Consider the following 22,966-nt stretch of genomic DNA (forward strand, 5'->3'; position numbering starts at 1 on the left):
ATTTCTTATATCTCTGTTATCGCCATCTTAGTGAAAAGTGTTACGCAGGGCACTGTCCATGGGAAGGGGTGGTGGGAAGATGCACCGTGGCCTACGCAACCGTAACTTACGGTAGGGAAGGTTCATGGTGTCAGAGACGATCACCCTCACCCGGGAGGTGTTCAACCGGGGACCCCGGCCCGTGACGCGCGGCTGGTTCCACTTCTTCGCGGCGCTGGCCTCCGTCGTCGGCGGTTCCGTCCTGTCCACCTACGCGTGGATGACGCTGGCCTGGGGTAACGCCCTCGGGGTCATGGTCTACGCCGGGGGCGTCGTCATCCTCTTCGGCGTCTCCGCCGCCTACCACCTCGGGCACTGGCGCTCGGCGCGCACGGTCGCGTGGTGGCGGCGGGCCGATCACGCCACCATCGCCTTCTTCATCGCCGCCACGTACACGCCCCTGTGTCTGCTCACCCTCCCGGCGGCCCAGGCGCTGACGATGATCGCCGTCGCCTGTGCCGGGGCGGCGCTGGGTATCGCGCTCAACCTCGTGTGGATCACCCACCCCCGCTGGCTGGACGTCGTCGTCTACCTGGTGCTCGGCTGGCTCATCGTCCCCCTCATCCCCTCCCTGTGGGCGACCGCGGGGCCGACAGTGGTGTGGCTGCTGTTCGCCGGCGGGGTCATCTACTCCCTCGGCGCCCTGGTCTACGGCTTCCGCTGGCCCGGGCGGCGGGCGCGGATCTACGGCTATCACGAGCACTTCCACACCGCGACCATCATCGCCGCGGCCGTCCACCAGGTGGCCGTGTGGATGGTGGTGGTCTAGTTAGAGCGGGATCGGCCCGTCCCTGACGATCTCCCGCATCACCAGCGTCGACGTGATCCGCGCGACCCCCGGCAGCTCACTGAGGTGTTCATCGCGCAGCCGCTGGTAGTCGGCCAGATCGCGGGCGACCACCCGCACGAAGAAGTCCGGGTCGCCGAACAGCCGCTCCGCCGAGAGCACCTGCGGCAGCGCGGCGAGCCCGTCCTCGAGGGCGGCCACGGTCACCCGGTCCTCCCGGTCGAGGGTGATGAACGCGATGACCTGTGTCCCGTAGCCCACCGCCGCCGGATCGAGACGGGTGTGGAACCCCGTGATCACCTTGTCCCGTTCCAGGGCGCGCAGCCGCCGCAGGCACGTGCTCGACGACGCCCCCGTCTGGTGCGCCAGCTCCGCGGCGGTGATCCGCGCATTCGACTGCACCAGTGACAGAATCTTGCGGTCCACCTCATCCATGTGTCTGATTCTGTCATAAACTCCGCGTCTGAGCCTCCGGGTGAATGAAGAGGCCGGAAGTATCGCGCAGGCTGCCGGACGGGCACGATATCCGGCATGGACATCACGGACCTCATGAGCTTCTGGGCGGTCAGCCTGCTGCTGATCGTCACCTCGGGCCCGGACTGGGCGTTCGTGCTCGGCCACGCGTTCCGCCGTCGCTCGCTGATCCGGCCGCTACTCGGCATCGCACTGGGCTACCTCGGGCTGACCGTCGTTGTCGCCGGCGGGCACGGCGCTCTCGTCGCCCGCCACCCGGCTCTGCTCACCGTGGTCACCCTCGCCGGCATCGTGGTCCTGCTGCGGATCGGCTGGCAGATGCTCCGCGCGGCCCTCGACGGCCCCGTGTCCGTGGAGGTCGGCACCGCCGACCCCGAGCCCGCGTCGGGCGGCGGGGGAGTGGCCACGTTCACCCGGGTGCGGGCAAAGGCGGGCGTCGAGAAGCGCACGAAGGTGCTGGCGACCGGCGCCGCGGTCAGCGGTCTCAACCCGAAGGGTCTCATGCTCTTCATCGCGCTGCTGCCGCAGTTCGTCGGCGACGGCGGCTGGCCGGTGTGGACGAAGATGTTCGTCCTCGGCCTGGTGTCCATCGCCTCGGCACTGGCCGTCTACGCGCTGTTGGGCGTTTTCGCCGGGAAGGTGCTGGCGGGCTCGGCGCGAGCCTCGCGCATCCTTACCGGGGTGGCCGGTGTCGCCATGAAGTGCGTCGCCACAGGGATGGCGGTGCAGCACTTCCTCTAACGCTGTGCAGGAACTCCCCTGTACAGCGTTCAATTCCGTGCATTCTCCCGGTTGGCAACGTGTATCTAGGTCAGTTCCTGCAGAGGTGGCTAGTCGATGTGCAGCGGGGTGCTCTGCGGGACGAGCGGCATCGGGGCGTACTCGGAACGCAGCTCGCGCAGCTTCTGGGCGTGCTCGGCCAGTCGGACGTCCTCCGTGGTGCGGGGGGTGAACTGGCGGGCGGGCAGCGCGTTGCCGTCGGTGTCCATCGCCAGGTAGGTGACGGTGGCGTGGATGCCGGTCAGCAGGTTCTCGCGGCCGCCGCGCGGGTTGCCGGAGCGGACGTGGACGGACATCTGCATGGAGCGGGCGTCGGTACGCATCATGCGGGCGTCGACCTCGATGAGGTCACCGATGGCGATGGGGCGGTAGAAGCGGATGCCGCCGGCGTAGACGGCGACGGTGTGCTCGCCGGACCATTCCATGGTGCAGGCGGCGCCGGCCTCGTCGATCCACTCCATGGCGGTGCCGCCGTGGACCTTGCCGCCCCAGTTGATGTCGGTGGGCTTGGCCAAGAAACGGTGGATGAGGCGCGGAGCCTCGCTCGGCCCGTGGTAGGTCTGCTGCTCCATCTCGGTCTCGATGGCCTTGCGCAGGTCGATGCGGGAGAGGGCGGCGTCGAGGACCCGGCGCTCCTCGTCGGTCTCGGGGACGAACTCGGGCACGGCCTGGGTCTTGCCCGTGGCGGTGTCCTTGGCGACGAAGATGACGAGGCAGTCGCAGGCGCGGGTGAACACGCCGTCGCGGGGGTCCGCGGAGAAGACCTCGTTGACGATGTGCATGGAGGAGCGGCCCGTCATGGCGATGCGGGAGCGCACCTCCACGATGTGCCCGGATGGGATGGGGCGAGTGAAGTGGATGTGGCCGACGTAGGCGGTGACGCAGTAGGTGCCCGACCACTGGACGGCGCAGGCGTAGGCGGCTTTGTCGATCCACTCCAGCACCCGGCCCCCGGAGATGCCCGGCGCGCCCGCGAGGAGGACGTCGGTGGGCGCCGCCATGAAGCGGAGGGTGACGCTGGGGGATTTGGCCGTCGGCTCGGAAGGTTGTGACATGGGCACCTACTTTAATATGAACCACCCCACATGCCCTCCATATCATGGGGGCATGGCGCAGAAGAACGATCCAGCGAAGACCCGGCAGGCCGTGGAGCGCGTCGCGCCGTGGTTGCGCGGGGAGTCCGAGGAGCGCCCCCAGCGCGCGGAGCTCGCGGATGCTTGTCGACGCACCGCCCGCGCCCTGGCCGAGGAACTCCCGGGTTACACCGTGGAGCTGCGCGTTCCCCCCTTCGTGGCGGTGCAGTGCGTGGCGGGGCCCCGCCACACACGGGGCACGCCCCCGAACGTGGTGGAGTGCGACCCGGAGACGTGGCTGCGTCTCGCGACGGGCCTGGACAGCTTCGACGCGGCCGTGGCGGCCGGGCGCGTCGACGCCAGCGGATCCCGCGCCGGCGAGGTGGCCGCGGGCCTGCCGGTGATTGCCATCAACAATGCGTAATCCGTTAAAGTGGGGCACGTGCAAACCGTGAACACCGGGGCCCGCGTGGACCCCGTGCGAAATGATGCCGTGCCCTCCGGGTGCGCAGAAACGCGCCCGCTCACCCCAGAACCCACCGACGAACCCCGCGACGAATGCGGCGTGTTCGGGGTCTGGGCGCCGGGCGAGGACGTCTCCAAGCTCACGTACTTCGGGCTCTTCGCGCTGCAGCACCGCGGCCAGGAGGGCGCCGGCATCGCGGTGGGCGACAAGGAGCACGTGGTGGTGTTCAAGGACACCGGGCTCGTCTCCCAGGTCTTCGACGAGTCGGTGCTCGACGCCCTCCAGGGCGACGTGGCCATCGGCCACACCCGCTACTCCACGGCCGGGGGCAACAGCTGGGAAAACGTCCAGCCGATGTTCCGCACCTCTCCCAACGGGACGGACGTGGCTCTGGCCCACAACGGCAACCTGACCAACTACCAGGAGCTGCAGGACGAGGCCATCGCCCGCAAGCTCATCCCGGCTCAGGGCGTGGAGGGGCAGGGCTCCTCCTCCGACACGGCCGTCGTCTCGGCGCTGCTGTCCGACGGCATCCGCGACGACAAGACCCTGCTCGACGCCGCCCGCGAGCTGCTGCCCCGCATCGAGGGCGCGTTCTGCTTCATGGTCACCGACGGGCACACCCTCTACGCCGCCCGCGACCCGCACGGGGTGCGCCCGCTGGCGCTGGGCCGCCTGGAGCGCGGCTGGGTCGTCGCCTCCGAGACCTGCGCCCTGGACATCGTGGGCGCCACCTTCGTGCGCGACATCGAGCCGGGCGAGCTCATCAGCATAGACGAGTCGGGGATCCGCACGGAGCGCTTCGCGCAGACCCCCCGCGCGCACTGCGTGTTCGAATACGTCTACGTCGCGCGCCCGGATTCGATCATCGAGGGTCGCTCGGTCCACGCCTCGCGCATCGAGATCGGCAAGCGCCTCTCCCGCGTCTCCCCGGTCGAGGCCGACCTGGTGATGCCGGTGCCGGAGTCGGGCACACCGGCCGCGATCGGCTACGCCGAGGAGTCGGGCATCCCCTTCAAGCAGGGCCTGATGAAGAACGCCTACGTGGGCCGCACCTTTATCCAGCCCTCGGACACCCTGCGCCAGCTGGGCCTGCGCCTGAAGCTCAATCCGGTGCGCGAGATCATCGCGGGCAAGAGGCTGGTGGTCGTGGATGACTCCATCGTGCGCGGCAACACCCAGCGCAAGCTGATCAAGCTGCTGCGCGAGGCCGGGGCGGCGGAGGTGCACGCGCGCATCGCCTCTCCGCCGGTGAAGTGGCCGTGCTTCTACGGCATCGACTTCGCCAGCCCCGGCGAGCTGATAGCCAACAACGGCGTCGGGGGCGACGAGGCTGCCGTCAGCGAGTCGATCCGCACCATGATCGGCGCGGACTCTCTGGCGTTCGTGTCCACCGAGGACATGATCGCCGCCACGAAGCAGCCCGCGGACAACCTGTGCGCGGCGTGCTTCACGGGCCACTACCCGCTGGGCCTTCCCCAGGGCAACCCCAACGCAGACCTCGTCCGCCGCATGCAGAAAGGTGAGAACTAGCCGATGACCAGGCTTAACGACGACCAGACCCCCGTCTCCTACGAGGCCGCCGGTGTCTCCATCGAGGCCGGCGACAAGGCGGTGGAGCTGTTCGCCCCGCTGGCCAAGCGCGCCAGCCGCCCCGAGGTGCGCGGCGGGCTGGGCGGCTTTGCCGGCCTCTTCGCGCTGGGCAAGTACCGAGAGCCGCTGCTCGCCGCGGGCTCCGACGGCGTGGGCACGAAGCTCGCCGTGGCTCAGGCGATGGACAAGCACGACACCATCGGCATCGACCTCGTCGCCATGTGTGTGGACGACCTCGTGGTCTGCGGCGCGGAGCCGCTGTTCCTGCAGGACTACATCGCCATCGGCAAGGTCGTGCCCGAGAAGGTCGCCGAGATCGTCTCCGGTATCGCCGAGGGCTGCGTCCAGGCTGGCTGCGCCCTGCTGGGCGGGGAGACGGCGGAGCACCCGGGCGTGATGGACCCGGAGGACTACGACGTCTCCGCCACCGCCGTCGGCGTCGTTGAGGCCGACGAGCTGCTCGGGCCGGACCGCGTCCGCGCCGGCGACGTGATCATCGGCATGGCCTCCTCGGGCCTGCACTCCAACGGCTACTCCCTGGCCCGCCACGTCCTGCTGGAGCGGGCGGGCCTGCCGCTCGACGGCCACATCGAGGAGCTGGGCCGCACCCTCGGCGAGGAGCTGCTGGAGCCGACGCGCATCTACGCCCTGGACTGCCTCGAGCTGGCCAGCGAGTGCACCGTGCGCACCTTCTGCCACGTCACCGGCGGTGGCCTGGTGGGCAACATGGAGCGCATCATCCCGGAGGGCAAGGTCGCGGAGATGAAACGCGGCTCGTGGACCCCGGCGCAGATTTTCCGCACCATCCGCTCGATCGGGCAGGTGCCCGACGAGGAGATGGAGAAGACCTTCAACATGGGCGTGGGCATGGTCGCCGTCGTCGCCCCGGAGGACCGCGACCGGGCCCTGGCCATCCTCGCCGCCCGCCACGTGGACAGCTGGGTGCTCGGCGAGGTCCGCCGCGCCGAGGACGGGGAGGCGGCGCGGGCCGAGCTCACCGGCTCGCACCCGCAGTACTAGGGCCGCCCCCGGGCGCAGAAGCGCCCCGGGCGGACTAACCCGGGGCGCGGAAAACACCCGGCGAAAACGCCGGGCGTGTTATCAGGAATGCTCTTTAGCGGCGGTTGTCCCAGTTTGCGTAATCAGCGTAAGGGTCCTCTGCCTCGTCACGGTCGTCCCATCCTCGCGAGGGGGCCTGGCCCGCAAGCTCCCGCTGGAGCGACTCGAGGTCCATGTCCGGAGTGTGGTACTTGAGTTGGCGAGCAACCTTGGTCTGCTTTGCTTTGGCGCGTCCGCGGCCCATGGCGTGACCCCCTTGAGGTGGTTGAGGGCGGCCCATTCGTTTGATGGGCGGCCTCTATAAATCGTTTCTGAATTGTCCTGTGCAACATAATAGCCTGTCGCCCAAAAAAATTCCTCAACGTGCCGCGACCTGCCCGGATTAAGAAATCATCTGTGCCCGCGCAGCTTCTCGACGGCCCGCCGGCCCGCCTTCTCCCCCTCGTCCGCCGGCAGGGAATCCGGGTCGATGCTCGCCGAGACCGGCGCCTCGCCGCCGACGGTGAGATCGCCCCGGCCGATGGCCGAGCGCTTCAGCAGGGCGAGGGCGACGGGCCCGTAGTCGGCGTCGTGGACGACGGTACCGAGGCGGCCGACAACCCGCCCGCCGAGTGTGACCTCGGACCCGGTCGTCGGCTCCACGGGCGCCGAGCCGTCCAGGTGCAGCAGGACGAGCAGCCGCGGCGAGCGGCCCAGGTTCTCCACCCGCGCCACCGTCTCCTGCCCCCGGTAGCATCCCTTGTCCAGGTGCACCGCGCCGATCCGCCCGCCGCGGTTGATCAGGGCGGGGGCCTCGTGGGGGATGGACTTCTCGTCGAGGTCCGCGCCGAGCTCGGGCTCGCCGGCCCGGACCCGCTCGGCAGTGAACGCCATCAGCCCGGCGAGGCGCCCGCCCGTACGGACGAACTCTTCGGCGTATTCCGACACCGCGCCGCGCTCCACCGCGACGTCGAAGCGCCGCGGGTCGTCCCACCCGGGGACCACGCGCACGTACGCACCCCCGGCGTGCGCCTCCCCCGAGCGCGTGAGGACGGTGAGGATGCCCAGGTCGGTGCGGGTGATCTCCACGTCGGACCAGAAGACCATCCGCCGCAGGAAGTCCTCGAAGGTGGGCAGCTGGGTGGCGGGCATGTCGAGGTGGAAGGTGCCGCCCTCGCCGTGCACGCCGACGTGGTGGAGGATGTGGCCCTGCATGTCCAGGTCGAGGGCGGAGCCGGTGAAGGCCGAGGTGGCGTCGTCAAGCTTCTGCGAGAGCAGGTTGTTGAGGAACGCCGGCGCGTCGGGGCCCGACACCCGCAGCACCCGGCGGTGGGAGCGGTCGACGAGCACGGGCCCGGACGACAGCGCGCGCTGCTCGCCGAGCGGGTCGCCGTAGTGCCAGGCGACGCCGCGCGCGTCGAGGGGGGAGGTGGCGGCGTCGGGAAGCTCCACGGCCCCGGGGCGCTGGAGCAGGGGGGAGCGGTAGGGATTCTCGGCACTCGTGACGTTCACGGGCCCGATCATACGTGCATAATCGGAGATCATGGGTCAGTCACTTCTCCCGCCGCAGCCGGTCATCTACCTCGTGGAACCGTTCGGGGGGTCGGTGCGCAGGCAAAACGCCAACATGCCCCACATCTTCTGGGACGACGCCGCCGTGACGCGGGGCGACGGGATCTTCGAGACGATCCTCGTGCGCTCCGGCAAACCCGTCAACCTGGAAAAGCACCTGGCGCGTTTCCGCCGCTCCGCGCAGTCGCTCGACCTGCCCGACCCGGGTCGGGACCACTGGCTCGCCGCGACGATGGAGGCGATCGCCGACTACAGCCGGGAGCGCGGCGACGCCACCGGCGAATCCAGCGACGCGTCCTGCGTGTGGACGATGACGCGCGGGCGCGAGTCCACCGGCGTGCCCACCGCCTGGCTGACGGTCCGCCCGCCGAACCCCGAGTTCGCGCGCCAGCGCAAGCGCGGGGTGAAGGCGATGACCACCGGCCGTGGCTTCAGCGTCGAGCGCGGCGACGCGGAGGTGCCGTGGCTCGCCCTGGGTGCAAAAACCCTGAACTACGCGGCCACGATGGCCGCCCTGCGGTGGGCGCGGGAGCACGGCTTCGACGACGTCATTTACATTGACCCCGCCACCGGCCGCGTGCTCGAGGGGGCGACGTCGACGGTGCTCGTGGTCAAGGGCGGCGGGCGCCTGCGCACGCCCGAGGCCGGGCCGGACATCCTGCCGGGCACGACGGTCCAGGCGCTTTTCGATCACGCCTCGGCCAAGGGCTGGCGCTGCAAGAGCAAGCCCCTCTACGTCGACGACCTCCACTCGGCGGAGTCGGTGTGGCTGCTCAGCTCGGTGCGCCGCGGGGTGCGCGTCACCCACCTCGACGGCAGGGAACTCACCACCCCCGGCAACGTCAAAGAGATCGCCAAGCTTATCGACGCCTCCCTCGCCGCCCAGACCCCCTAGGGCGCCCCGCTCGTCCTAGCCCGCGACGCGCTTGAGCTCCGCCGACATGTAGGGGACGAGCTCGCCGTCGACGACCCTCTCGTCGACCCAGCCCAGGTTGTTGTTCGGCATGAGCCCGTAGAGGCGCTTGCCGGGGCCGTGCGAGGCGGGGCCGGTGGCGGTGACGATCGTCGAGGCGCTCTCGAGCTGCCAGGCGCGCTCGTTGACGGGCTCGCCGTACATGATCTCCACCAGGCCGCGGGAGTTCGTCAGCGTCACCTCAATCTCGTCCTTCAGCGAGATGCGCCAGAACCCCACCTCGCGCTGGTCCGCCCCGGCGGGGTTGCCCTCGCTGTCGAGACGCCAGGTCCGCGACTCGAAGCGCAGGTAGTTCTCCCCGTCGTGGGACACCACCAGGTGCTGGCCGAACGCGTACTCCTCACCGTTGTCGTTGGCCTGGCCGGAGCCGGACCACACACCGACGAGGGGGAGAAGCGCCAGCAGGCCGTCGTGAAGCGAGGGGCCCTGTCGCAGGTTGGCGGTGTCGTCCGCGAGCGGCAGCTCCTCGAAGCCGAGGCCGGGGATGTTGCGGTGCGCGGTCTTCTTCGACTGCTCGGCGGCGAGGTTGACCGCCTCGTTGCCGTCCAGGCCGCGCGACGGCGCGGCAGACTGCTCCGGGGAGGGGGGCACGGGGTTTTCGTTGTCGCTCATGGCACTTAGCGTACCCACCCGCCGGACATCACTGTTTGGTGGGCGCGAGCGGCGTCAGGTCGTCGGCCGTCAGGGTGACGTTGATGCGGTCGCGGGAGAACTCGATCGACCCGCCCGAAACCTGGACCAGATCCGCCGGGCCCCCGAGCGGCAGGTCGCGGGTGTCGCGGGAGAGAGTGAAGGCGGCGAGGACGTCCTCGGGGGAGGCGCCCGGTGGGGCGTCGAGAAGCATGCTCGGCCGCATGACGAAGGTGCCGTTGTCGATGCGGAGGGTGACCACAACGGTGGAGGGGCGATCCGTGCCCGGGACGGTGCCGGTCAGATGGGCCTCGCTGGCCACGCCGCCGAGCGGGGAGATGTCGTAGGGGTTGGAGATGTCCAGGTCCGTCATGCCGAGCAACTGGCCGAAAGCGACACCGTCGAGGCGGATGCGGCGGCGCACCAGGGTCGCCTCCCCGCCCTCGAAGTCTGCGGCGAGGACGCGCTTTCCGGGGATGTCGATGTCAAAGGCCTCGGCCGTCGCGTTGACCACGCCCAGGTCCTCGACGGGGGCGTCCAAAGTGGACAGGCTGAGCCGCGGGACGGAATCCGTCAGCAGCGTCGCGGTGAAGGGGAAGGCGCCGATGTAGGTGTCGGGCGGGTACGCGAGGTGATCGTAGGCCTGCGCCGCGGCCGAGAGGCGCGCCTCCGCGCGCGACGCGGCGACGTTGTCCGCGGCGAGGGCAGCCAGGATGACGGCAGCTACTGCCGCCGCGCCCGTCCGCCACCGTCGGGAGCGGATCGCCGCCAGAATGGAACTCAACCTCACGCTATTAGTTCTACCGTAGCCTGGGGGCATGACTACCAACGGCGAACGACAGCAGCTCCTCGACGAGGCCGAAAGGTTCGACGGCGTCGCCCCCTTCTCTGAGGCCTTCGTCCGCGGGCTGCGGGAAGACCTGGGCCACGTCCACGTGGAGAGGCGCAGCGACGGGGAACTCACCGGGCTCGCGGCCCTCGCCCCGGACGGCTCGGCCGAGCTGGTCGTGCACCCCGCCGTCCGCCGCCGCGGCCACGGCGCGGCCCTCATCTCGGCCGTCCTCGAGCGCACCCCTGAAGCGGGCCTGTGGGCGCACGGCAACACCACCGACGCGCAGGAAACCGCGCGGGCGATGGGGTTGGAAAAGGTGCGTGAGCTGCTCGTGATGGAGCTGCAGGGCGAGGACCTGCGCCGCGCGGCGCGGCCCGAAATTCCAGCGGGCTACGAGGCGCTGACGTACACCCAAGCCGTGGAGCGCTGGGGGAGGGACGCCGCGGAGGCGAAGTGGCTGGCGGTCAACAACGACTCCTTCTCCTGGCACCCGGAGCAGGGCGGATGGGACGAGGCGCGGCTTCACCGAGCGATGGGGGCCGAGTGGTTCGACCCGGAGGGAGTGTGGTTCCTCCTGTGCGGAGAGGAACTGGCGGGATTCCACTGGACGAAAGTTCACACGGATGGTGCAGGAGGGGTCGGAGAGGTCTATGTGATCGGGCTCGCCTCCCCCTACCGGGGGGAGGGCCTGGGCGCGCCCCTGCTGTCGCTGGGCCTGGAGTCTCTGGTGGAAAGGGGCGCGGAACAGGTGATTCTCTACGTGGAGTCCGACAACGGTCCCGCCGTCCACCGATACGATGAGATGGGCTTCACAGTCCGGGAATCCCACGTCATGTACAGGAAAACAGCGTTTTAGCAGCGGGAACGCAGTAGAATTTTAAAATTAACGTACTGTTCACTTGATCCGCTACCGCCGGTTAACCGGTGCCTCGTACCTTACCGAGTGTGAGCAATCGGAAGGTTGCCTGGGTTACGCCTGTGCGCCGAGCGCGGGACGCCAGCGCCACCTTCTCCCCGCCCGCGGGCCGATGCTCGGACTATCACTTGATTTAGCACCCGAAAGGTACCCCGTGATCCGCAACTTCAAGCGCACCGCCACCGTGATCGGCGTCGTCGCCGTCTCCTCCGCCTCCCTGGTTGCTTGTGGCAACTCCTCCGACGAGGGGACCGCTTCCTCCTCTTCCTCCGCGTCCGCCTCCTCCTCCGAGTCTGAGGGCGCCTCCGATCTCACCGGCCAGACCGGCCAGCTCGTCGCCGAGGGCGCTACCTCCCAGCAGAACGCGATGGACTACTTCGGCTCCCGCTACTCCGAGGAAGTCCCGGGCGCCAACCTCGCCTACAACGCGACCGGCTCCGGCAACGGCATCAAGAACTTCATCGCCAACCAGGCCACCTTCGCCGGCTCGGACTCCGCCCTCAAGGACGACGAGGTTCAGAAGGCTGCCGACCGCTGCGGCGGCAACGAGGCGTGGCACCTGCCGTTCGTGATCGGCCCGGTCGCCATCGCGTACAACCTGGACGGCGTTGACGAGCTCAACCTGACCGTCGACAACATCGTCGAGATCTTCCAGGGCAAGATCACCAAGTGGAACGACCCGAAGATCGCCGAGTCCAACCCGGACGCCGAGCTCCCGGACGAGAACATCTCCGTGGTCTACCGCTCCGACGAGTCCGGCACCACCGACAACTTCCAGAAGTTCCTCGCCGCCGCTTCCGACGGCAAGTGGGAGGGCTCCGGCAAGGCGTTCCCGGCCGCCGTCGGCGCGGGCGCCAACGGCTCCACCGGCGTCTCCGAGCAGGTCAACTCCACCCCGGGCGCCATCACGTACGTCGAGGCTGGCTTCGCCGAGAACAAGGCGAACATCGACTTCGGCAACGGCCCGGTCGAGCTCACCCCGGATACCGTGGGCAAGGCCCTCGACACCATGACCTTCAAGACCGAGGGTCACAACATGGTCGTCGACTCCGCCGCCCTCTTCGCCTCCAACGAGGCCGAGACCTACCCGCTGGTCCTCACCACCTACGAGATCGTCTGCTCCGCCGGCTACGACAAGCAGACCTCCGACATGGTCAAGGACTTCCTGAACGTCGCCCTCGACTCCCAGGACGACGAGCTCGCCGCGGAGGGCTTCATCCCGGTGAAGGGTGCGCACGCCGACCGCCTGCGCGAGGCCGTCAACGCCATCGGCTAAGTACCGAATCCACGCTCCGCACCTCTGTAGAGCGAGAGATTGCCCCCCGTCCGGTCACCAGTGGCCTGGGGGGCAATCCCGTGTACTGGCCAGGCCGGGGCCGCGCCCCGGCAACGCCAGCGTTCTCTGCGGGAACGACAGCTTCCGCACCAAGCAGCTCAACATAAGGACTCGTGACTATGGCTGACAACGACCTGCCTGCATCCCACCACGACGACCGCCGCGCCGGCCTCGACACGGCCAACGAAACCGGACTCCCGGGCGGCTCCACCGGCACCCCGACCCTCGCACCCGATGACGCGACCGACGACGCCACCGCGGCGGCGCCCGTCGCGGCCGCCTCCTCCGGTGTGAAGCGCCCCGGCGACCGCGTGTTCGAATTCTTCGCCACCGCCTCGTCGACGCTGATCACCATCATCATCGCCGCCATCGGCGTCTTCCTGCTCATCCAGGCGGTGCCGCCGCTGATCCGCAACGAGGGTGGTCTCCTCGGCTTCTTCACCTACACCGGCCAGTGGCAGACGGCGAACCTGGACGCGATGCAGTTCGGTATCCCGAACCTGTTCTTCTCCACAGTCACGATCTCCCTCATCGCCCTCATCCTGGCGATGCCGGTCGCGCTCGGCATCGCCCTGTTCCTCTCCAACTACGCGCCGAAGCGGCTCGTCCGCCCGCTGGGCACGCTGGTGGACATGCTCGCGGCCGTGCCCTCGATCGTGTTCGGCCTCTGGGGCGCGCAGATCCTCGGCCCCTTCCTCGGCAAGTTCTATGAGTGGATCAACTCCTGGGGCGGCGGATTCTTCCTCTTCGCGCACTACCAGAACTCGCCTTCCTTCGCGACGGGCCGCAACATACTCACCGGTGGCATCGTCCTCGCCGTCATGATCCTCCCGGTCATTGCCGCGACCGCCCGAGAGGTGTTCGTCCAGACCCCGCCCGGCCAGATCGAGGCAGCGCTGGCGCTGGGCGCGACGCGCTGGGAAGTCATCCGCATGACCGTGATCCCCTTCGGTCTCTCCGGCTACATCGCGGGCTCCATGCTCGGCCTCGGCCGCGCGCTCGGCGAAACCATGGCACTCTACATGGTCGTCTCTCCGGGCCTGATGTACCGGGCCTCGCTCTTTGACGGCGGCTCCACCTTCGCGACGCACATCGCCAACGCCTCCGCCGAGTTCAACAACCCGACCAGCGCCGGCGCCTACATCGCCGCGGGCCTCGTGCTGTTCATCCTGACCTTTATCGTCAACTCGATCGCCCGCGCGATCGTCAACAAGAAGAAGTAAAGGGGAGACGCGAAATATGAGCACCGCACTTCCGAACACTCCGGGCGAAAACGCCGGCGACGCCACCGCCACCGCGGAGCGTCGCGCGGACGCAGCGACCTCGAACCCGTTCACCGGTATCTCGAGCAGCCGCAAGACCACCAACTCGATGATGGGCCTGCTCATGTGGGCCTGCATGATCATCGCCCTCATCCCGCTGCTCTGGCTGCTGGTCACCGTGATCGGCCGCGGCTGGAGCGCCGTGCTCGACCCTGCCTGGTGGACCCAGGACATGGTCGGCGTCCGCGCCCGCGCCGCGGGCGGCGGCGCGCTGCACGCCATCGCCGGCACCCTGATGCAGACGCTCGTCGCCTCGATCATCTCCATCCCGATCGGCGTGTTCACCGCGATCTACCTGGTGGAGTACTCCAACGGCAACCGCCTCGGCCGGATCACCACTTTCATGGTGGACATCCTCTCGGGTGTCCCCTCCATCGTCGCCGCCCTGTTCATCTACGCGCTCTGGATCACCATCCTGGGCCAGCAGCGTTCCGGCTTCGCCGTGTCGCTCTCGCTGATTCTCCTCATGGTTCCGATCGTCGTCCGCAACACCGAGGAGATGCTGCGCGTCGTGCCGATGGACCTGCGTGAGGCCTCCTACGCCCTCGGGGTGCCGAAGTGGAAGACCATCGCGCGCATTGTCCTGCCGACGGCCCTGTCCGGCATCGTCACCGGCATCATGCTCGCCGTCGCCCGCGTCATGGGCGAGTCCGCCCCCGTGCTGATCCTGGTGGGCTCCACCCCGGCGCTGAACTGGCTCGGCCTGTTCGGCCAACCGCAGTCGTCCCTGCCGCTGTTCATGCTGGACATGTGGAAGACCGGTGCGACCGGCCCGTCCATGGACCGTCTCTGGGGAGCAGCCCTGACCCTCGTCATCCTCGTCATCACCCTGAACCTGCTCGCCCGTCTCATCGCGTCGCGCTTCTCGGTGAAGAAGTAACCGCGCAGCCACCGACTCACACCACCTCAGAGGAGAACCCCCGATGTCCAAGCTCGAACTCAACGACGTCAACATCTACTACGGCGATTTCCACGCCGTGCAGAACGTGAACATGCACATCCCGGCTCAGGCCGTGACGGCCTTCATTGGCCCGTCCGGCTGCGGCAAGTCCACCGTGCTGCGCACCCTGAACCGCATGCACGAGGTCATTCCGAACGCCAGCGTCCGCGGTGAGATCCTTCTCGACGGCCACGACATCTACGGCCCGAAGGTCGACCCGGTGGGCGTGCGCAACACCATCGGCATGGTGTTCCAGAAGGCCAACCCGTTCCCGACGATGTCCATCGAGGACAACGTCGTCGCCGGCCTGATGCTCTCGGGCGAGAAGAACAGGAAGAAGCTGAAGGAGGTCGCGGAGGAGTCCCTGCGCGGCGCGAACCTGTGGGAGGAGGTCAAGGACCGCCTCGACAAGCCGGGCGGCGGCCTTTCCGGCGGTCAGCAGCAGCGCCTGTGCATCGCCCGCGCGATCGCGGTGCGCCCCGAGGTCCTCCTCATGGACGAGCCGTGCTCGGCCCTGGACCCGATCTCGACCCTCGCGGTTGAGGACCTGATCCACGAGCTTAAGAACGACTACACCATCGTGATCGTGACCCACAACATGCAGCAGGCCGCCCGCGTGTCCGACAAGACTGCGTTCTTCTCCCTCGAGGCCACCGGCAAGCCGGGCCACCTCGTGGAGTTCAACGACACGACCACCATCTTCGAGAACCCGGGCAAGAAGGAGACCGAGGATTACATCGCGGGCCGCTTCGGCTAAGGCACCCGCGTGACGACGCCGCCTCGCGGCGCCGCCCCCACTACAGCTTCGGCCGCTGGCTGCGGTTGAGGCGGAAGCGGCGCTCGATGGCGGCGAATTTTTCGTCCATCTCGAACCCGTCGCCTGCGCGCTGCTTCTCCAGGTAGGCGTCGGGCTTGAGGCCGGTAATGAGGAACACGGTGCGGGCGGCGACGTTGACGCAGTGGTCGGAGTAGCGCTCGTAGTAGCGGCACAGCAGGGCCAGGTCGACGGCCTCGCGGGCGCTGTGCTCCCACTCGTGGTGGGTGAGCACGTTGAGGATGTAGTTCTTCATCGCGTCGACGTCGTCGTCATCCGCGCGCAGCCCGAGGGCGACCTCCGCGTCGGGGTTGACCAGCAGTTCGTGAGTCTTGGTGCCGAGGTCGTCCGCGAGGCGGGCGAGCTCGGCGACGAAGGCCCGCATCGAGTCGGGGACGACGGGCGCGGGGTGGCGCATCCGCGCCGTGTTCGCGATGTGCATCGCGAGCGCCCCCATGCGCTGGAAGTCCTCCACGATGTAGATGGAGGAGACGACCTGGCGCAGGTCGGAGGCAACCGGGTTTTCCAGGGCGAGCAGCTTCATGCTGCGGTCCTCGCAGCGCTGCCTGGTTTCCTCCAGGCCGTCGACGCTGGAGAGGGCCTCCTCGGCCTGGTCGAGGGACTGCGTGAGTAGCGCTGCCGAGGCGTTCGACATGACGTCCCGGACGGTGTCGCACATGTCCAGGAGGTCGCTGGAGAAAGCTTCCAGGTGGTCGCGGTACACCGTGCGCCGCGGGGCGATCTTTCCGTCTTCCACGTTGTTAACCTCCGTTGTTCTCGATCTCTGCGCCGACGGGGACGGTCTCGTCCTCCGGGTCGTCGAGCCAGCCCTCGGGCAAGGCCACCTTGGACGAGGAGCCCTGGCGGCCGCGGGCATCGTCGGCGTGCTCGGCGCGCGCGTCGGAGTCGGCGATGGTGTCCAGAAGTGTACGCAGCTGGGAGAGTGATTCCACCTTCGCGAGGTTCTTGCGGAACTCACCGCCGACGGGGAAGCCGCGCAGGTACCAGCCGGTGTGCTTGCGGATGTCCCGGCACGCGTGCTCCTCGCCGTCGTGAAGCGCGAGCAGTTCCGCGTGGCGGTAGATGATGCGCGAGACCTCGCCGAGCGTCGGCTCCGGGGGGACCTCATCGCCGCGCAGCAGGGCGCCGATCTGGGAGAAGATCCACGGCCGGCCGAGGCAGCCCCTCCCGATCTCGACGCCGTGGCAGCCGGTCTCGCTCATCATCCGCGCGGCGTCCTCGGCGGCGAAGATGTCGCCGTTGCCGATGACGGGCAGTCCCGTGCCGTCCATGTGCTCGACGAGGCGGGCGATCTCGCCCCAGTCGGCGGTGCCGGAGTAGCGCTGGCTGGCGGTGCGGGCGTGCAGGGCGACGGCGGCGGCGCCCTCCTCGGCGGCGATGCGCCCGGCGTCGAGGTGGGTGTGGTGCTCGTCGTCGATGCCCACGCGGAATTTGACGGTCACCGGGATGTCCGTACCCTCGGTGGCTTTCACGGCGGCGGCGACGATGTTGGCGTAGAGGCGCCGCTTGTAGGGGATGGCGGAGCCCCCGCCGCGGCGGGTCACCTTGGGCACCGGGCACCCGAAGTTCATGTCGATGTGGTCGGCGATGTCCTCCTCCACGATCATGCGGGCGGCCTCGTAGGTGAACTTGGGGTCGACGGTGTAGAGCTGCATCGAGCGCGGCCTCTCGCTCGGCGAGAAGGTGGTCATGTGCAGCGTCTTCTCGTTGCGGGCCACGAGCGCGCGGGCGGTGATCATCTCGCAGACGTAGAGCCCGGAGGTCGTGCCGGTGAGCTCCTGCTCGATCTCGCGGCACAGGACGCGGAAGGGCATGTTGGTCACCCCCGCCATCGGCGCGAGGATGGCGGGGGAGTTGAGCTCGAAGCCCCCGATGCGCAGTGGCGCGGGCGTCGGCGGCGAGAGTGTCTCAGTCATAGTGGGTCCATTGTCCCTTTTTGCGCAGTTCGAGTCCAATTTCTCGCGCCGGTCGGGGCTAGGCACTTTCGGGGGTGAGGGGGTGNTCTAGATGTGGGAGCTGCGACCGTAGATGTGGTCAAAGTGTTCGTTGTTTATTTTTTGGGGATAGGGGGACCACAGATCGCAGCGTCAGATGTGTATAAGGGGCGCCGGATGTGTATAAGGGGCGGGGCGAGGGGGCGTCGATTAGCAGGAAAGCGAAGCCGCGCGACGTTCTTTCACCTGCCTTATTAACAATTTTGCGAAGATTGGGGGCGAGGGGTGGAATGCGAGCGCGAAATCCGCGTATGGCAGTGAAAGGTAGATCACAATAAGGTGATGGTGTTATCCACTAGCGAAGGAGAGGTTCATGAGCGATCGCATTGCTAACGCGAAGCTGCGCGACAAGGTAATGACCGCCGAGGAAGCCGCCCAGTTTGTCAACCACGGCGACAAGGTCGGCGTGTCGGGCTTCACCGGCGCCGGCTACCCGAAGGCGATGCCGTCCGCCATTGCGGAGAAGGCCAAGGCCGAGCACGACAAGGGCCGCGACTTCAGCATCGACCTGTTCACCGGCGCCTCCACCGCGCCGGAGTGCGACGGCGTCCTGGCCGAGGCGAACGCCCTGCGCTACCGCATGCCGTACCAGTCCGACCCGACCATGCGCGCCAAGATCAACGCCGGCGAGATGAAGTTCCAGGACATCCACCTGTCCCACTCCGGCATGATGGTGGAGGAGGGCTTCTTCGGCGACGTCGACCTCGCCATCGTCGAGGCCGTGCGCATCACCGAGGAGGGCAACATCGTGCCGACGTCCTCGGTGGGCAACTCCGTGGAGTTCCTCAACGCCGCCAAGAAGATCATCATCGAGGTCAACGAGTGGCAGTCCGAGGAGCTCGAGGGCATGCACGACATCTGGCTCGTGCCGCCGCTGCCGAACCGCATCCCGATCCCGATCACCAAGTGCGGCGACCGCATCGGCACCACCTACATCGAGATCGACCCGGAAAAGGTCGTCGCCATCATCACAACGAACGACCCGGACCGCAACGCCCCGTTCAAGGCGCCGGACGAGACCTCCGAGAAGATCGCCGCGAACTTCCTCGACTTCCTCGAGCACGAGGTGAAGGCCGGCCGCCTCTCCTACGACGGCTACGTCATGCAGTCCGGCGTGGGCAACGTCCCCAACGCCGTGATGGCGGGCCTGATGGACTCGAAGTTCGAGAACATCCAGGCCTACACCGAGGTCATCCAGGACGGCATGGTCGACCTCATCGACGCCGGCAAGATGACCGTCGCCTCCGCCACCTCCTTCTCCCTGTCCCCGGAGTACGCGGAGAAGATGAACGCCGAGGCGTCGCGCTACCGTGAGTCGATCATCCTGCGCCCGCAGTCGATCTCCAACCACCCGGAGGTCATCCGCCGCACGGGCCTGATCGCCTCCAACGGCATGATCGAGGCAGACATCTACGGCAACGCCAACTCGACCCACATCAACGGTTCCCGCCTGATGAACGCCCTGGGCGGCTCGGGTGACTTCACCCGCAACGCCTACATCTCCTCCTTCATCTCCCCGTCCGTGGCGAAGGACGGCGCGATCTCCGCGATCGTCCCGATGGTTTCGCACGTTGACCACACCGAGCACGACGCGATGGTCTTCGTCACCGAGTACGGCGTCGCCGACCTGCGCGGCCTGGCCCCGCGCGACCGCGTCCAGAAGATGATCTCCATCGCCCACCCGACCTACCGCCCGCTGCTCGAGGAGTACGTCGAGCTCGCCGCGAAGTCGAAGTTCCAGGCCACCCCGCACGACCTGAAGCACGCCTTCGACTTCCACACCCGCATCGAGGAAACCGGCACGATGCAGAAGTAGCACTTCGCTTCACGACGCCCCCTCCCGCGCCCCGCACACGCAGGGCCGCGGGCAGGGGGTTAGTTGTTTTCCCCGCCCCACACCGCGTCGGTGACCGCCACGAGGCCCTCGCCCACGCGGGCGGCGCCGGCAGCGGTGACCTGGTCGCTGGGCAGGTAGCGGATGCGCCCGCGGGCCACGGCCGAGACCTGCCGGAGGCTGGGGTTGCCGAGGATCGCCTCGAAGTCAGCCCGGCCCCGCCCGCGGAAGTCCTCGACGAGGATGACGTCCGGGTTGAGCGAGGCAATGAGCTCCGGGTCGGCGGGCACCGGACCGCGCCCGGAGGCGTTGCCGGTGACGGGTTCGCCGCTGGCCTCCGCGATGAGGCCGTGGAGGAGGGTCGTGGAGGGGGCGACCATGCGCTGCTGGCCACGCGACATCAGCGCCAGGACCCGCGGCGCGGGGTTGCTGGCGTCCTTTTCCTGCCCGTGGCGGGTTGTGAGCAGGACGAGGTCGGGCTCGGCGCTCAGGATCTGCTCCGGGTCCACGCTGTAGTCGCCCTTGAACACGCGCGGCCCGCTCGGGGTGGAGGGGCCGATGTCGCTGATGACGGCGATGTTCTCCGGCTGCGCGATGGCGGCGACGAGGTAGGCCACGCCGACGCGGGCTCGCCGGGGGAAAGGGTTCACGGCCCAAAAGGGTGATACGAAATTGGCCGTATTGGAAACGTATTTCAATAAAGGGCCGCGCGGGCCCCCATTTAGCCGCGCGCCTCGCGGGCGCTAGAATGTCACGCAGCGAGCGCAGCGCGCCCGCGTCGCCCCGTTGTACAGCGGGGACGGGCCTTTAGCTCAGTTGGTAGAGCTACGGACTTTTAATCCGCAGGTCGTGGGTTCGAGCCCCACAGGGCCCACCGCATTTTTCTCCCGGCGTGCACGCGGCGCCCCGGGCGAGTCCGGGTCGGGCGCGGCGACTTTCTCTCCGTAACGATCCCGCATCGCGGCGAAGCTCAGCGGGCGTAGTCCGCGGACCGGCGTAGGGTGAGCCCAGTGAACGACTGCCCCCAGCATCCCGAGTATCCCCTGTAACCCCGCGAATGCCGCCGGCTCGTACGACAGCGTTTCCGCCGCGACCGATCCAGGGGACGGGCCCCGCGACCCCGCCGCTACGCTACAACCCGGGAGATTCTCGGTGACGGAATCCCTGAAAATTGGCTTCAAAACTGTGTTCCGTCAGCCGTGGGTGTGGGTGGGCTCGATGCTGATCACGTGTCTTGCCCTGATCGTCCTCTACGGCATCGAGCGGATGCTGGGGATCGACCCCTCGGGTTACGACCCGCTCAACGGGGAAACGGGCGGACTCAACGCCTGGCAGCAGGTGATTGCGGAGGCAGCCATGCTGGTTGTCTTCGTCATCGACCAGCTGGTCTCCCTCAACACGTACCGGAACGCCTACCGCGCCTTCCGGGGCGAGCGCATCATTCTGGAAAGCTTCCTTGACGTTCGCGGCGTGATCAAGCCGTTCATCGCCTCGGTGCTCGCCTGCATACTCACCGTCGCGGGTTTCGTGCTCCTGATCATTCCGGGGATCGTTGTGGTGATTCTTCTCGGAGCCACTCCGGCTCTGATGCTGCTGACGTCCGAACTATCCATAGGTGACGGCATGAAGGCCACAGCGAGGTGGGCAAAGCGCGACGTCGCCTCCCTCATCGTTCTGGGGATCCTCGGGCTGCTGATCATGGTTGTGTCTGCGCTCGCTTTCGTCCTGCCGTATCTCATCGTGGCGCCGGCTGTCTCCGTCGCGCTCACCGCCGCGATTTATGTCGGCTACCACGGGCGCGTCCGCCTGCCCGAGAAGGCATAGAACGGCCGCCCCGTGCGCCGGGACGGCCGTCGTGTTGTGGAGGATTTAGCGCCAGACCTCGAGGCGCATGAGCGTGGCACCGCCCTCCTTGACCAGGGCGAGCTCCTCCTCATCGGCCGCGGACTGCTCCTGCACGACCTTCTGGATCCGCAGCTGGAACCCGTGGTTCTCGCCGTCGATCTTCGCGGTGCCTATCGACGTCCACCCGTTGCTCTCCTGGATCTCCACCTCCGAGACCGTGGCCTCGGGCGTCTGCCCGTTGCCGTGGACGTCGAAGATGGGCTCCCCGTTGTCGAAGTCCGCGCCGTGGGAGCCGGTGAGGATGATCCTCATGATCTCGCGGACCGCGACGGCGTCGTCGGTGAGGTAGGCCACCGAGCGCTCGCCCAGCTCGGAGTGCTGCATGCGCAGGAGCTCGGTGTCGAGGGCGCGGTCGGCGGGGCGGTAGCTCAGGCCCAGCTGGGCGAGGTTGCCGTCCGCGTCCTTGCCCACGAGGATCTCGATCCCGACGACGTTGTCGGGATCGACGGCGCGGTAGGAGCCGTCGACGGCGAGGATCCGCGAGTGGGAGGCGGCGACCTCGTCCTTCGTCGGGTTCAGTTCGGCATCGTAGATTTCAGCAGTAGGCATCAGCTTTTCACCATTCGTTTGATAGCTTGCATTGCCTCCTCGATTTTAGCGTCCACGGCCGCGGTGCCGCCGTGCTCGCCGGGGGCGGCGTCGGACGCGGCACCCGTGACGGCTCCGGTGACGCAGTGCTTCAGGTGCTCGTCGAGGAGCGCGAGCCCCACGTTTTCGAGGGCGGAGGTGATCGCGGAGATCTGGGTGAGGATGTCGATGCAGTACTTGTTCTCCTCGATCATCCTCTCCACGCCGCGGACCTGGCCCTCGATGCGCTTCATGCGCGCGATGTAGCGCGCCCTGTCGGCGGTGTAACCGTGTTGCTCCATAGTGCAGAGGATACCCGCGCCGTCAAGCGTTCGACGCAGGTCACGGGGGCAAAGGAAAGCGGTTTGGAGTCTGCTTTGGCGCTGGTTTATGATGTTCAAGCTGCCTGAGTGCACCGCCCGGTGCGTGGGATAGCGGGCCCCCATCGTCTAGAGGCCTAGGACTCCGCCCTTTCACGGCGGCAACACGGGTTCGAATCCCGTTGGGGGTACGAGAACCCCCGGTGGGTTCGACAAGTTAATAGCAAAATCATGGCCCTGTGGCGCAGTTGGTTAGCGCGCCGCCCTGTCACGGCGGAGGTCGCGGGTTCAAGTCCCGTCAGGGTCGCAGTGCGAAGGCTCGAAGTATCGGTATCCGGTGCTTCGGGCCTTTTCGTTTTGTTGCCCCTGCTTGCCCGCCTGCCTGTCGGCGGGCGGTGCCGCGCGTTGTGGGTTCCCTGCGGGCGGGAGGGGCGTCGAAAAGCGCAGAAAAGCTGGTTAACCTGCTGATTTGTACTCGTTTATCGGGTCTGTGTAGAGTTACATCTCGTGCAAGCGACAGTGTGAAAGCTCTGAAGCGGGCAAGAACAAGAGAATAAGGCCCTGTGGCGCAGTTGGTTAGCGCGCCGCCCTGTCACGGCGGAGGTCGCGGGTTCAAGTCCCGTCAGGGTCGCAGAACAGCTTCTCGGAGCGGTTCCGGCCAGATAGCTCAGTTGGTAGAGCACACGCCTGAAAAGTGTGGGGTCGCCAGTTCGATCCTGGCTCTGGCCACATCACCAAGC

The 22,966-nt window shown here is 67.9% G+C and carries 24 protein-coding genes and 5 tRNA genes; 18 read left to right on the forward strand and 11 right to left on the reverse strand.

Annotation, left to right across the window (positions count from 1 at the left end):
- The first annotated feature begins 124 nt into the window (after nt 1–124).
- Nucleotides 125–808: a PAQR family membrane homeostasis protein TrhA gene (trhA, locus tag DYZ02_RS08680; protein WP_115685887.1), complete on the forward strand. Its 684-nt coding sequence runs from the start codon at nt 125–127 to the stop codon at nt 806–808.
- On the opposite strand, the gene DYZ02_RS08685 is transcribed toward trhA, so the two are convergent.
- Nucleotides 809–1,261, reverse strand: a complete 453-nt coding sequence (locus tag DYZ02_RS08685; protein ID WP_115685888.1) for an Lrp/AsnC family transcriptional regulator — start codon at nt 1,259–1,261, stop codon at nt 809–811. It abuts the gene before it with no gap.
- A 96-nt stretch (nt 1,262–1,357) separates the two neighbouring features.
- Between DYZ02_RS08685 and DYZ02_RS08690 the strand changes: the two genes are divergently transcribed.
- Nucleotides 1,358–2,041 (forward strand): LysE family translocator, encoded by a 684-nt coding sequence (locus DYZ02_RS08690; RefSeq protein WP_115685889.1) that lies wholly within the window; start codon nt 1,358–1,360, stop codon nt 2,039–2,041.
- An 89-nt stretch (nt 2,042–2,130) separates the two neighbouring features.
- On the opposite strand, the gene DYZ02_RS08695 is transcribed toward DYZ02_RS08690, so the two are convergent.
- Nucleotides 2,131–3,135: an acyl-CoA thioesterase gene (locus tag DYZ02_RS08695; protein ID WP_115685890.1), complete on the reverse strand. Its 1,005-nt coding sequence runs from the start codon at nt 3,133–3,135 to the stop codon at nt 2,131–2,133.
- Nucleotides 3,136–3,187: 52 nt separating this feature from the next.
- Between DYZ02_RS08695 and DYZ02_RS08700 the strand changes: the two genes are divergently transcribed.
- The 3 genes from DYZ02_RS08700 to purM all read left to right on the forward strand — a co-directional run bounded on the left by DYZ02_RS08700 (nt 3,188) and on the right by purM (nt 6,232).
- Complete coding sequence (locus DYZ02_RS08700) at nt 3,188–3,577, forward strand: sterol carrier family protein (RefSeq protein ID WP_115685891.1); 390 nt, start codon at nt 3,188–3,190, stop codon at nt 3,575–3,577.
- Nucleotides 3,578–3,646: 69 nt separating this feature from the next.
- Nucleotides 3,647–5,152, forward strand: a complete 1,506-nt coding sequence (purF, locus tag DYZ02_RS08705; protein ID WP_245945869.1) for an amidophosphoribosyltransferase — start codon at nt 3,647–3,649, stop codon at nt 5,150–5,152.
- Between the two features lie 3 nt (nt 5,153–5,155).
- A complete protein-coding gene (purM, locus tag DYZ02_RS08710; RefSeq protein WP_115685893.1) occupies nt 5,156–6,232 on the forward strand; it encodes a phosphoribosylformylglycinamidine cyclo-ligase in 1,077 nt (358 codons plus the stop codon).
- Between the two features lie 94 nt (nt 6,233–6,326).
- Here the strand turns inward: purM and DYZ02_RS08715 are convergent, their stop codons facing one another.
- Both DYZ02_RS08715 and ygfZ read right to left on the reverse strand, forming a co-directional pair.
- The gene (locus DYZ02_RS08715) at nt 6,327–6,515 is read right to left on the reverse strand and encodes a DUF3073 domain-containing protein (RefSeq protein ID WP_115685894.1); all 189 of its coding nucleotides are present in this window, start codon (nt 6,513–6,515) and stop codon (nt 6,327–6,329) included.
- 146 nt (nt 6,516–6,661) lie between these two features.
- Complete coding sequence (gene ygfZ / locus DYZ02_RS08720) at nt 6,662–7,774, reverse strand: CAF17-like 4Fe-4S cluster assembly/insertion protein YgfZ (RefSeq protein ID WP_115685895.1); 1,113 nt, start codon at nt 7,772–7,774, stop codon at nt 6,662–6,664.
- Between the two features lie 19 nt (nt 7,775–7,793).
- On the opposite strand from ygfZ, the gene DYZ02_RS08725 reads away from it, so the two are divergent.
- Nucleotides 7,794–8,717: an aminodeoxychorismate lyase gene (locus DYZ02_RS08725; RefSeq protein ID WP_115685896.1), complete on the forward strand. Its 924-nt coding sequence runs from the start codon at nt 7,794–7,796 to the stop codon at nt 8,715–8,717.
- Nucleotides 8,718–8,732: 15 nt separating this feature from the next.
- Here DYZ02_RS08725 and DYZ02_RS08730 read toward each other — a convergent pair whose 3' ends face one another.
- Both DYZ02_RS08730 and DYZ02_RS08735 read right to left on the reverse strand, forming a co-directional pair.
- Nucleotides 8,733–9,407: a heme-binding beta-barrel domain-containing protein gene (locus DYZ02_RS08730; RefSeq protein ID WP_115685897.1), complete on the reverse strand. Its 675-nt coding sequence runs from the start codon at nt 9,405–9,407 to the stop codon at nt 8,733–8,735.
- A 28-nt stretch (nt 9,408–9,435) separates the two neighbouring features.
- Nucleotides 9,436–10,209 carry an LmeA family phospholipid-binding protein gene (locus tag DYZ02_RS08735; RefSeq protein WP_245945742.1) on the reverse strand — a complete coding sequence of 258 codons (774 nt, stop codon included), beginning with the start codon at nt 10,207–10,209 and terminating at the stop codon, nt 9,436–9,438.
- A 34-nt stretch (nt 10,210–10,243) separates the two neighbouring features.
- On the opposite strand from DYZ02_RS08735, the gene mshD reads away from it, so the two are divergent.
- The 5 genes from mshD to pstB all read left to right on the forward strand — a co-directional run bounded on the left by mshD (nt 10,244) and on the right by pstB (nt 15,528).
- A complete protein-coding gene (gene mshD / locus DYZ02_RS08740) occupies nt 10,244–11,113 on the forward strand; it encodes a mycothiol synthase (protein ID WP_115685899.1) in 870 nt (289 codons plus the stop codon).
- Between the two features lie 172 nt (nt 11,114–11,285).
- Entirely contained in the window at nt 11,286–12,449 is a 1,164-nt protein-coding gene (gene pstS / locus DYZ02_RS08745) for a phosphate ABC transporter substrate-binding protein PstS (RefSeq protein WP_181896940.1), read from the forward strand.
- 179 nt (nt 12,450–12,628) lie between these two features.
- A complete protein-coding gene (gene pstC / locus DYZ02_RS08750; RefSeq protein WP_115685901.1) occupies nt 12,629–13,732 on the forward strand; it encodes a phosphate ABC transporter permease subunit PstC in 1,104 nt (367 codons plus the stop codon).
- 148 nt (nt 13,733–13,880) lie between these two features.
- Nucleotides 13,881–14,711 (forward strand): phosphate ABC transporter permease PstA, encoded by an 831-nt coding sequence (pstA, locus tag DYZ02_RS08755; protein WP_245945872.1) that lies wholly within the window; start codon nt 13,881–13,883, stop codon nt 14,709–14,711.
- Between the two features lie 43 nt (nt 14,712–14,754).
- Complete coding sequence (pstB, locus tag DYZ02_RS08760) at nt 14,755–15,528, forward strand: phosphate ABC transporter ATP-binding protein PstB (protein WP_115685903.1); 774 nt, start codon at nt 14,755–14,757, stop codon at nt 15,526–15,528.
- 40 nt (nt 15,529–15,568) lie between these two features.
- Here pstB and DYZ02_RS08765 read toward each other — a convergent pair whose 3' ends face one another.
- Both DYZ02_RS08765 and dusB read right to left on the reverse strand, forming a co-directional pair.
- Nucleotides 15,569–16,264, reverse strand: a complete 696-nt coding sequence (locus tag DYZ02_RS08765) for a phosphate signaling complex PhoU family protein (protein WP_245945873.1) — start codon at nt 16,262–16,264, stop codon at nt 15,569–15,571.
- 82 nt (nt 16,265–16,346) lie between these two features.
- Nucleotides 16,347–17,522 (reverse strand): tRNA dihydrouridine synthase DusB, encoded by a 1,176-nt coding sequence (gene dusB / locus DYZ02_RS08770; RefSeq protein ID WP_115685905.1) that lies wholly within the window; start codon nt 17,520–17,522, stop codon nt 16,347–16,349.
- Between the two features lie 391 nt (nt 17,523–17,913).
- Between dusB and scpC the strand changes: the two genes are divergently transcribed.
- The gene (scpC, locus tag DYZ02_RS08775) at nt 17,914–19,416 is read left to right on the forward strand and encodes a succinyl-CoA:acetate CoA-transferase ScpC (RefSeq protein WP_115685906.1); all 1,503 of its coding nucleotides are present in this window, start codon (nt 17,914–17,916) and stop codon (nt 19,414–19,416) included.
- A 59-nt stretch (nt 19,417–19,475) separates the two neighbouring features.
- Here the strand turns inward: scpC and DYZ02_RS08780 are convergent, their stop codons facing one another.
- Entirely contained in the window at nt 19,476–20,084 is a 609-nt protein-coding gene (locus DYZ02_RS08780) for an ABC transporter substrate-binding protein (RefSeq protein ID WP_147291497.1), read from the reverse strand.
- 151 nt (nt 20,085–20,235) lie between these two features.
- Here DYZ02_RS08780 and DYZ02_RS08790 point away from each other — a divergent pair.
- Both DYZ02_RS08790 and DYZ02_RS08795 read left to right on the forward strand, forming a co-directional pair.
- Nucleotides 20,236–20,308, forward strand: a tRNA-Lys gene (locus DYZ02_RS08790).
- A gap of 344 nt (nt 20,309–20,652) precedes the next feature.
- The gene (locus tag DYZ02_RS08795; protein ID WP_147291498.1) at nt 20,653–21,258 is read left to right on the forward strand and encodes a hypothetical protein; all 606 of its coding nucleotides are present in this window, start codon (nt 20,653–20,655) and stop codon (nt 21,256–21,258) included.
- Between the two features lie 45 nt (nt 21,259–21,303).
- Here DYZ02_RS08795 and DYZ02_RS08800 read toward each other — a convergent pair whose 3' ends face one another.
- Both DYZ02_RS08800 and DYZ02_RS08805 read right to left on the reverse strand, forming a co-directional pair.
- Nucleotides 21,304–21,888 carry a CG0192 family protein gene (locus DYZ02_RS08800; RefSeq protein ID WP_115685909.1) on the reverse strand — a complete coding sequence of 195 codons (585 nt, stop codon included), beginning with the start codon at nt 21,886–21,888 and terminating at the stop codon, nt 21,304–21,306.
- Complete coding sequence (locus DYZ02_RS08805; protein ID WP_115685910.1) at nt 21,888–22,208, reverse strand: metal-sensitive transcriptional regulator; 321 nt, start codon at nt 22,206–22,208, stop codon at nt 21,888–21,890. Before DYZ02_RS08805 ends, DYZ02_RS08800 begins: the two co-directional genes overlap by 1 nt.
- A 136-nt stretch (nt 22,209–22,344) precedes the next feature.
- Between DYZ02_RS08805 and DYZ02_RS08810 the strand changes: the two genes are divergently transcribed.
- From DYZ02_RS08810 to DYZ02_RS08825, 4 genes are all read left to right on the forward strand, one after another.
- Nucleotides 22,345–22,417, forward strand: a tRNA-Glu gene (locus tag DYZ02_RS08810).
- 42 nt (nt 22,418–22,459) lie between these two features.
- Nucleotides 22,460–22,533: transfer RNA gene (locus tag DYZ02_RS08815), tRNA-Asp, on the forward strand.
- Between the two features lie 250 nt (nt 22,534–22,783).
- Nucleotides 22,784–22,857: transfer RNA gene (locus DYZ02_RS08820), tRNA-Asp, on the forward strand.
- 25 nt (nt 22,858–22,882) lie between these two features.
- Nucleotides 22,883–22,955: transfer RNA gene (locus tag DYZ02_RS08825), tRNA-Phe, on the forward strand.
- Nucleotides 22,956–22,966 lie beyond the last annotated feature (11 nt).

Origin of the sequence: Corynebacterium senegalense, from assembly GCF_900411315.1 — a bacterium.
Taxonomy (GTDB): domain Bacteria; phylum Actinomycetota; class Actinomycetes; order Mycobacteriales; family Mycobacteriaceae; genus Corynebacterium; species Corynebacterium senegalense.

Excerpts from the sequence above, each read along its gene's own strand:
- trhA (WP_115685887.1), top strand. The coding sequence starts at position 125 with ATGGTGTCAGAGACGATCACCCTCACCCGGGAGGTGTTCAACCGGGGA.
- DYZ02_RS08685 (WP_115685888.1), bottom strand. The coding sequence starts at position 1,261 with ATGGATGAGGTGGACCGCAAGATTCTGTCACTGGTGCAGTCGAATGCG.
- DYZ02_RS08690 (WP_115685889.1), top strand. The coding sequence starts at position 1,358 with ATGGACATCACGGACCTCATGAGCTTCTGGGCGGTCAGCCTGCTGCTG.
- DYZ02_RS08695 (WP_115685890.1), bottom strand. The coding sequence starts at position 3,135 with ATGTCACAACCTTCCGAGCCGACGGCCAAATCCCCCAGCGTCACCCTC.
- DYZ02_RS08700 (WP_115685891.1), top strand. The coding sequence starts at position 3,188 with ATGGCGCAGAAGAACGATCCAGCGAAGACCCGGCAGGCCGTGGAGCGC.
- purM (WP_115685893.1), top strand. The coding sequence starts at position 5,156 with ATGACCAGGCTTAACGACGACCAGACCCCCGTCTCCTACGAGGCCGCC.
- DYZ02_RS08715 (WP_115685894.1), bottom strand. The coding sequence starts at position 6,515 with ATGGGCCGCGGACGCGCCAAAGCAAAGCAGACCAAGGTTGCTCGCCAA.
- ygfZ (WP_115685895.1), bottom strand. The coding sequence starts at position 7,774 with ATGATCGGGCCCGTGAACGTCACGAGTGCCGAGAATCCCTACCGCTCC.
- DYZ02_RS08725 (WP_115685896.1), top strand. The coding sequence starts at position 7,794 with ATGGGTCAGTCACTTCTCCCGCCGCAGCCGGTCATCTACCTCGTGGAA.
- DYZ02_RS08730 (WP_115685897.1), bottom strand. The coding sequence starts at position 9,407 with ATGAGCGACAACGAAAACCCCGTGCCCCCCTCCCCGGAGCAGTCTGCC.
- mshD (WP_115685899.1), top strand. The coding sequence starts at position 10,244 with ATGACTACCAACGGCGAACGACAGCAGCTCCTCGACGAGGCCGAAAGG.
- pstS (WP_181896940.1), top strand. The coding sequence starts at position 11,286 with ATGCTCGGACTATCACTTGATTTAGCACCCGAAAGGTACCCCGTGATC.
- pstC (WP_115685901.1), top strand. The coding sequence starts at position 12,629 with ATGGCTGACAACGACCTGCCTGCATCCCACCACGACGACCGCCGCGCC.
- pstA (WP_245945872.1), top strand. The coding sequence starts at position 13,881 with ATGATGGGCCTGCTCATGTGGGCCTGCATGATCATCGCCCTCATCCCG.
- pstB (WP_115685903.1), top strand. The coding sequence starts at position 14,755 with ATGTCCAAGCTCGAACTCAACGACGTCAACATCTACTACGGCGATTTC.
- DYZ02_RS08765 (WP_245945873.1), bottom strand. The coding sequence starts at position 16,264 with ATGTGCGACACCGTCCGGGACGTCATGTCGAACGCCTCGGCAGCGCTA.
- dusB (WP_115685905.1), bottom strand. The coding sequence starts at position 17,522 with ATGACTGAGACACTCTCGCCGCCGACGCCCGCGCCACTGCGCATCGGG.
- scpC (WP_115685906.1), top strand. The coding sequence starts at position 17,914 with ATGAGCGATCGCATTGCTAACGCGAAGCTGCGCGACAAGGTAATGACC.
- DYZ02_RS08795 (WP_147291498.1), top strand. The coding sequence starts at position 20,653 with ATGCTGATCACGTGTCTTGCCCTGATCGTCCTCTACGGCATCGAGCGG.
- DYZ02_RS08800 (WP_115685909.1), bottom strand. The coding sequence starts at position 21,888 with ATGCCTACTGCTGAAATCTACGATGCCGAACTGAACCCGACGAAGGAC.
- DYZ02_RS08805 (WP_115685910.1), bottom strand. The coding sequence starts at position 22,208 with ATGGAGCAACACGGTTACACCGCCGACAGGGCGCGCTACATCGCGCGC.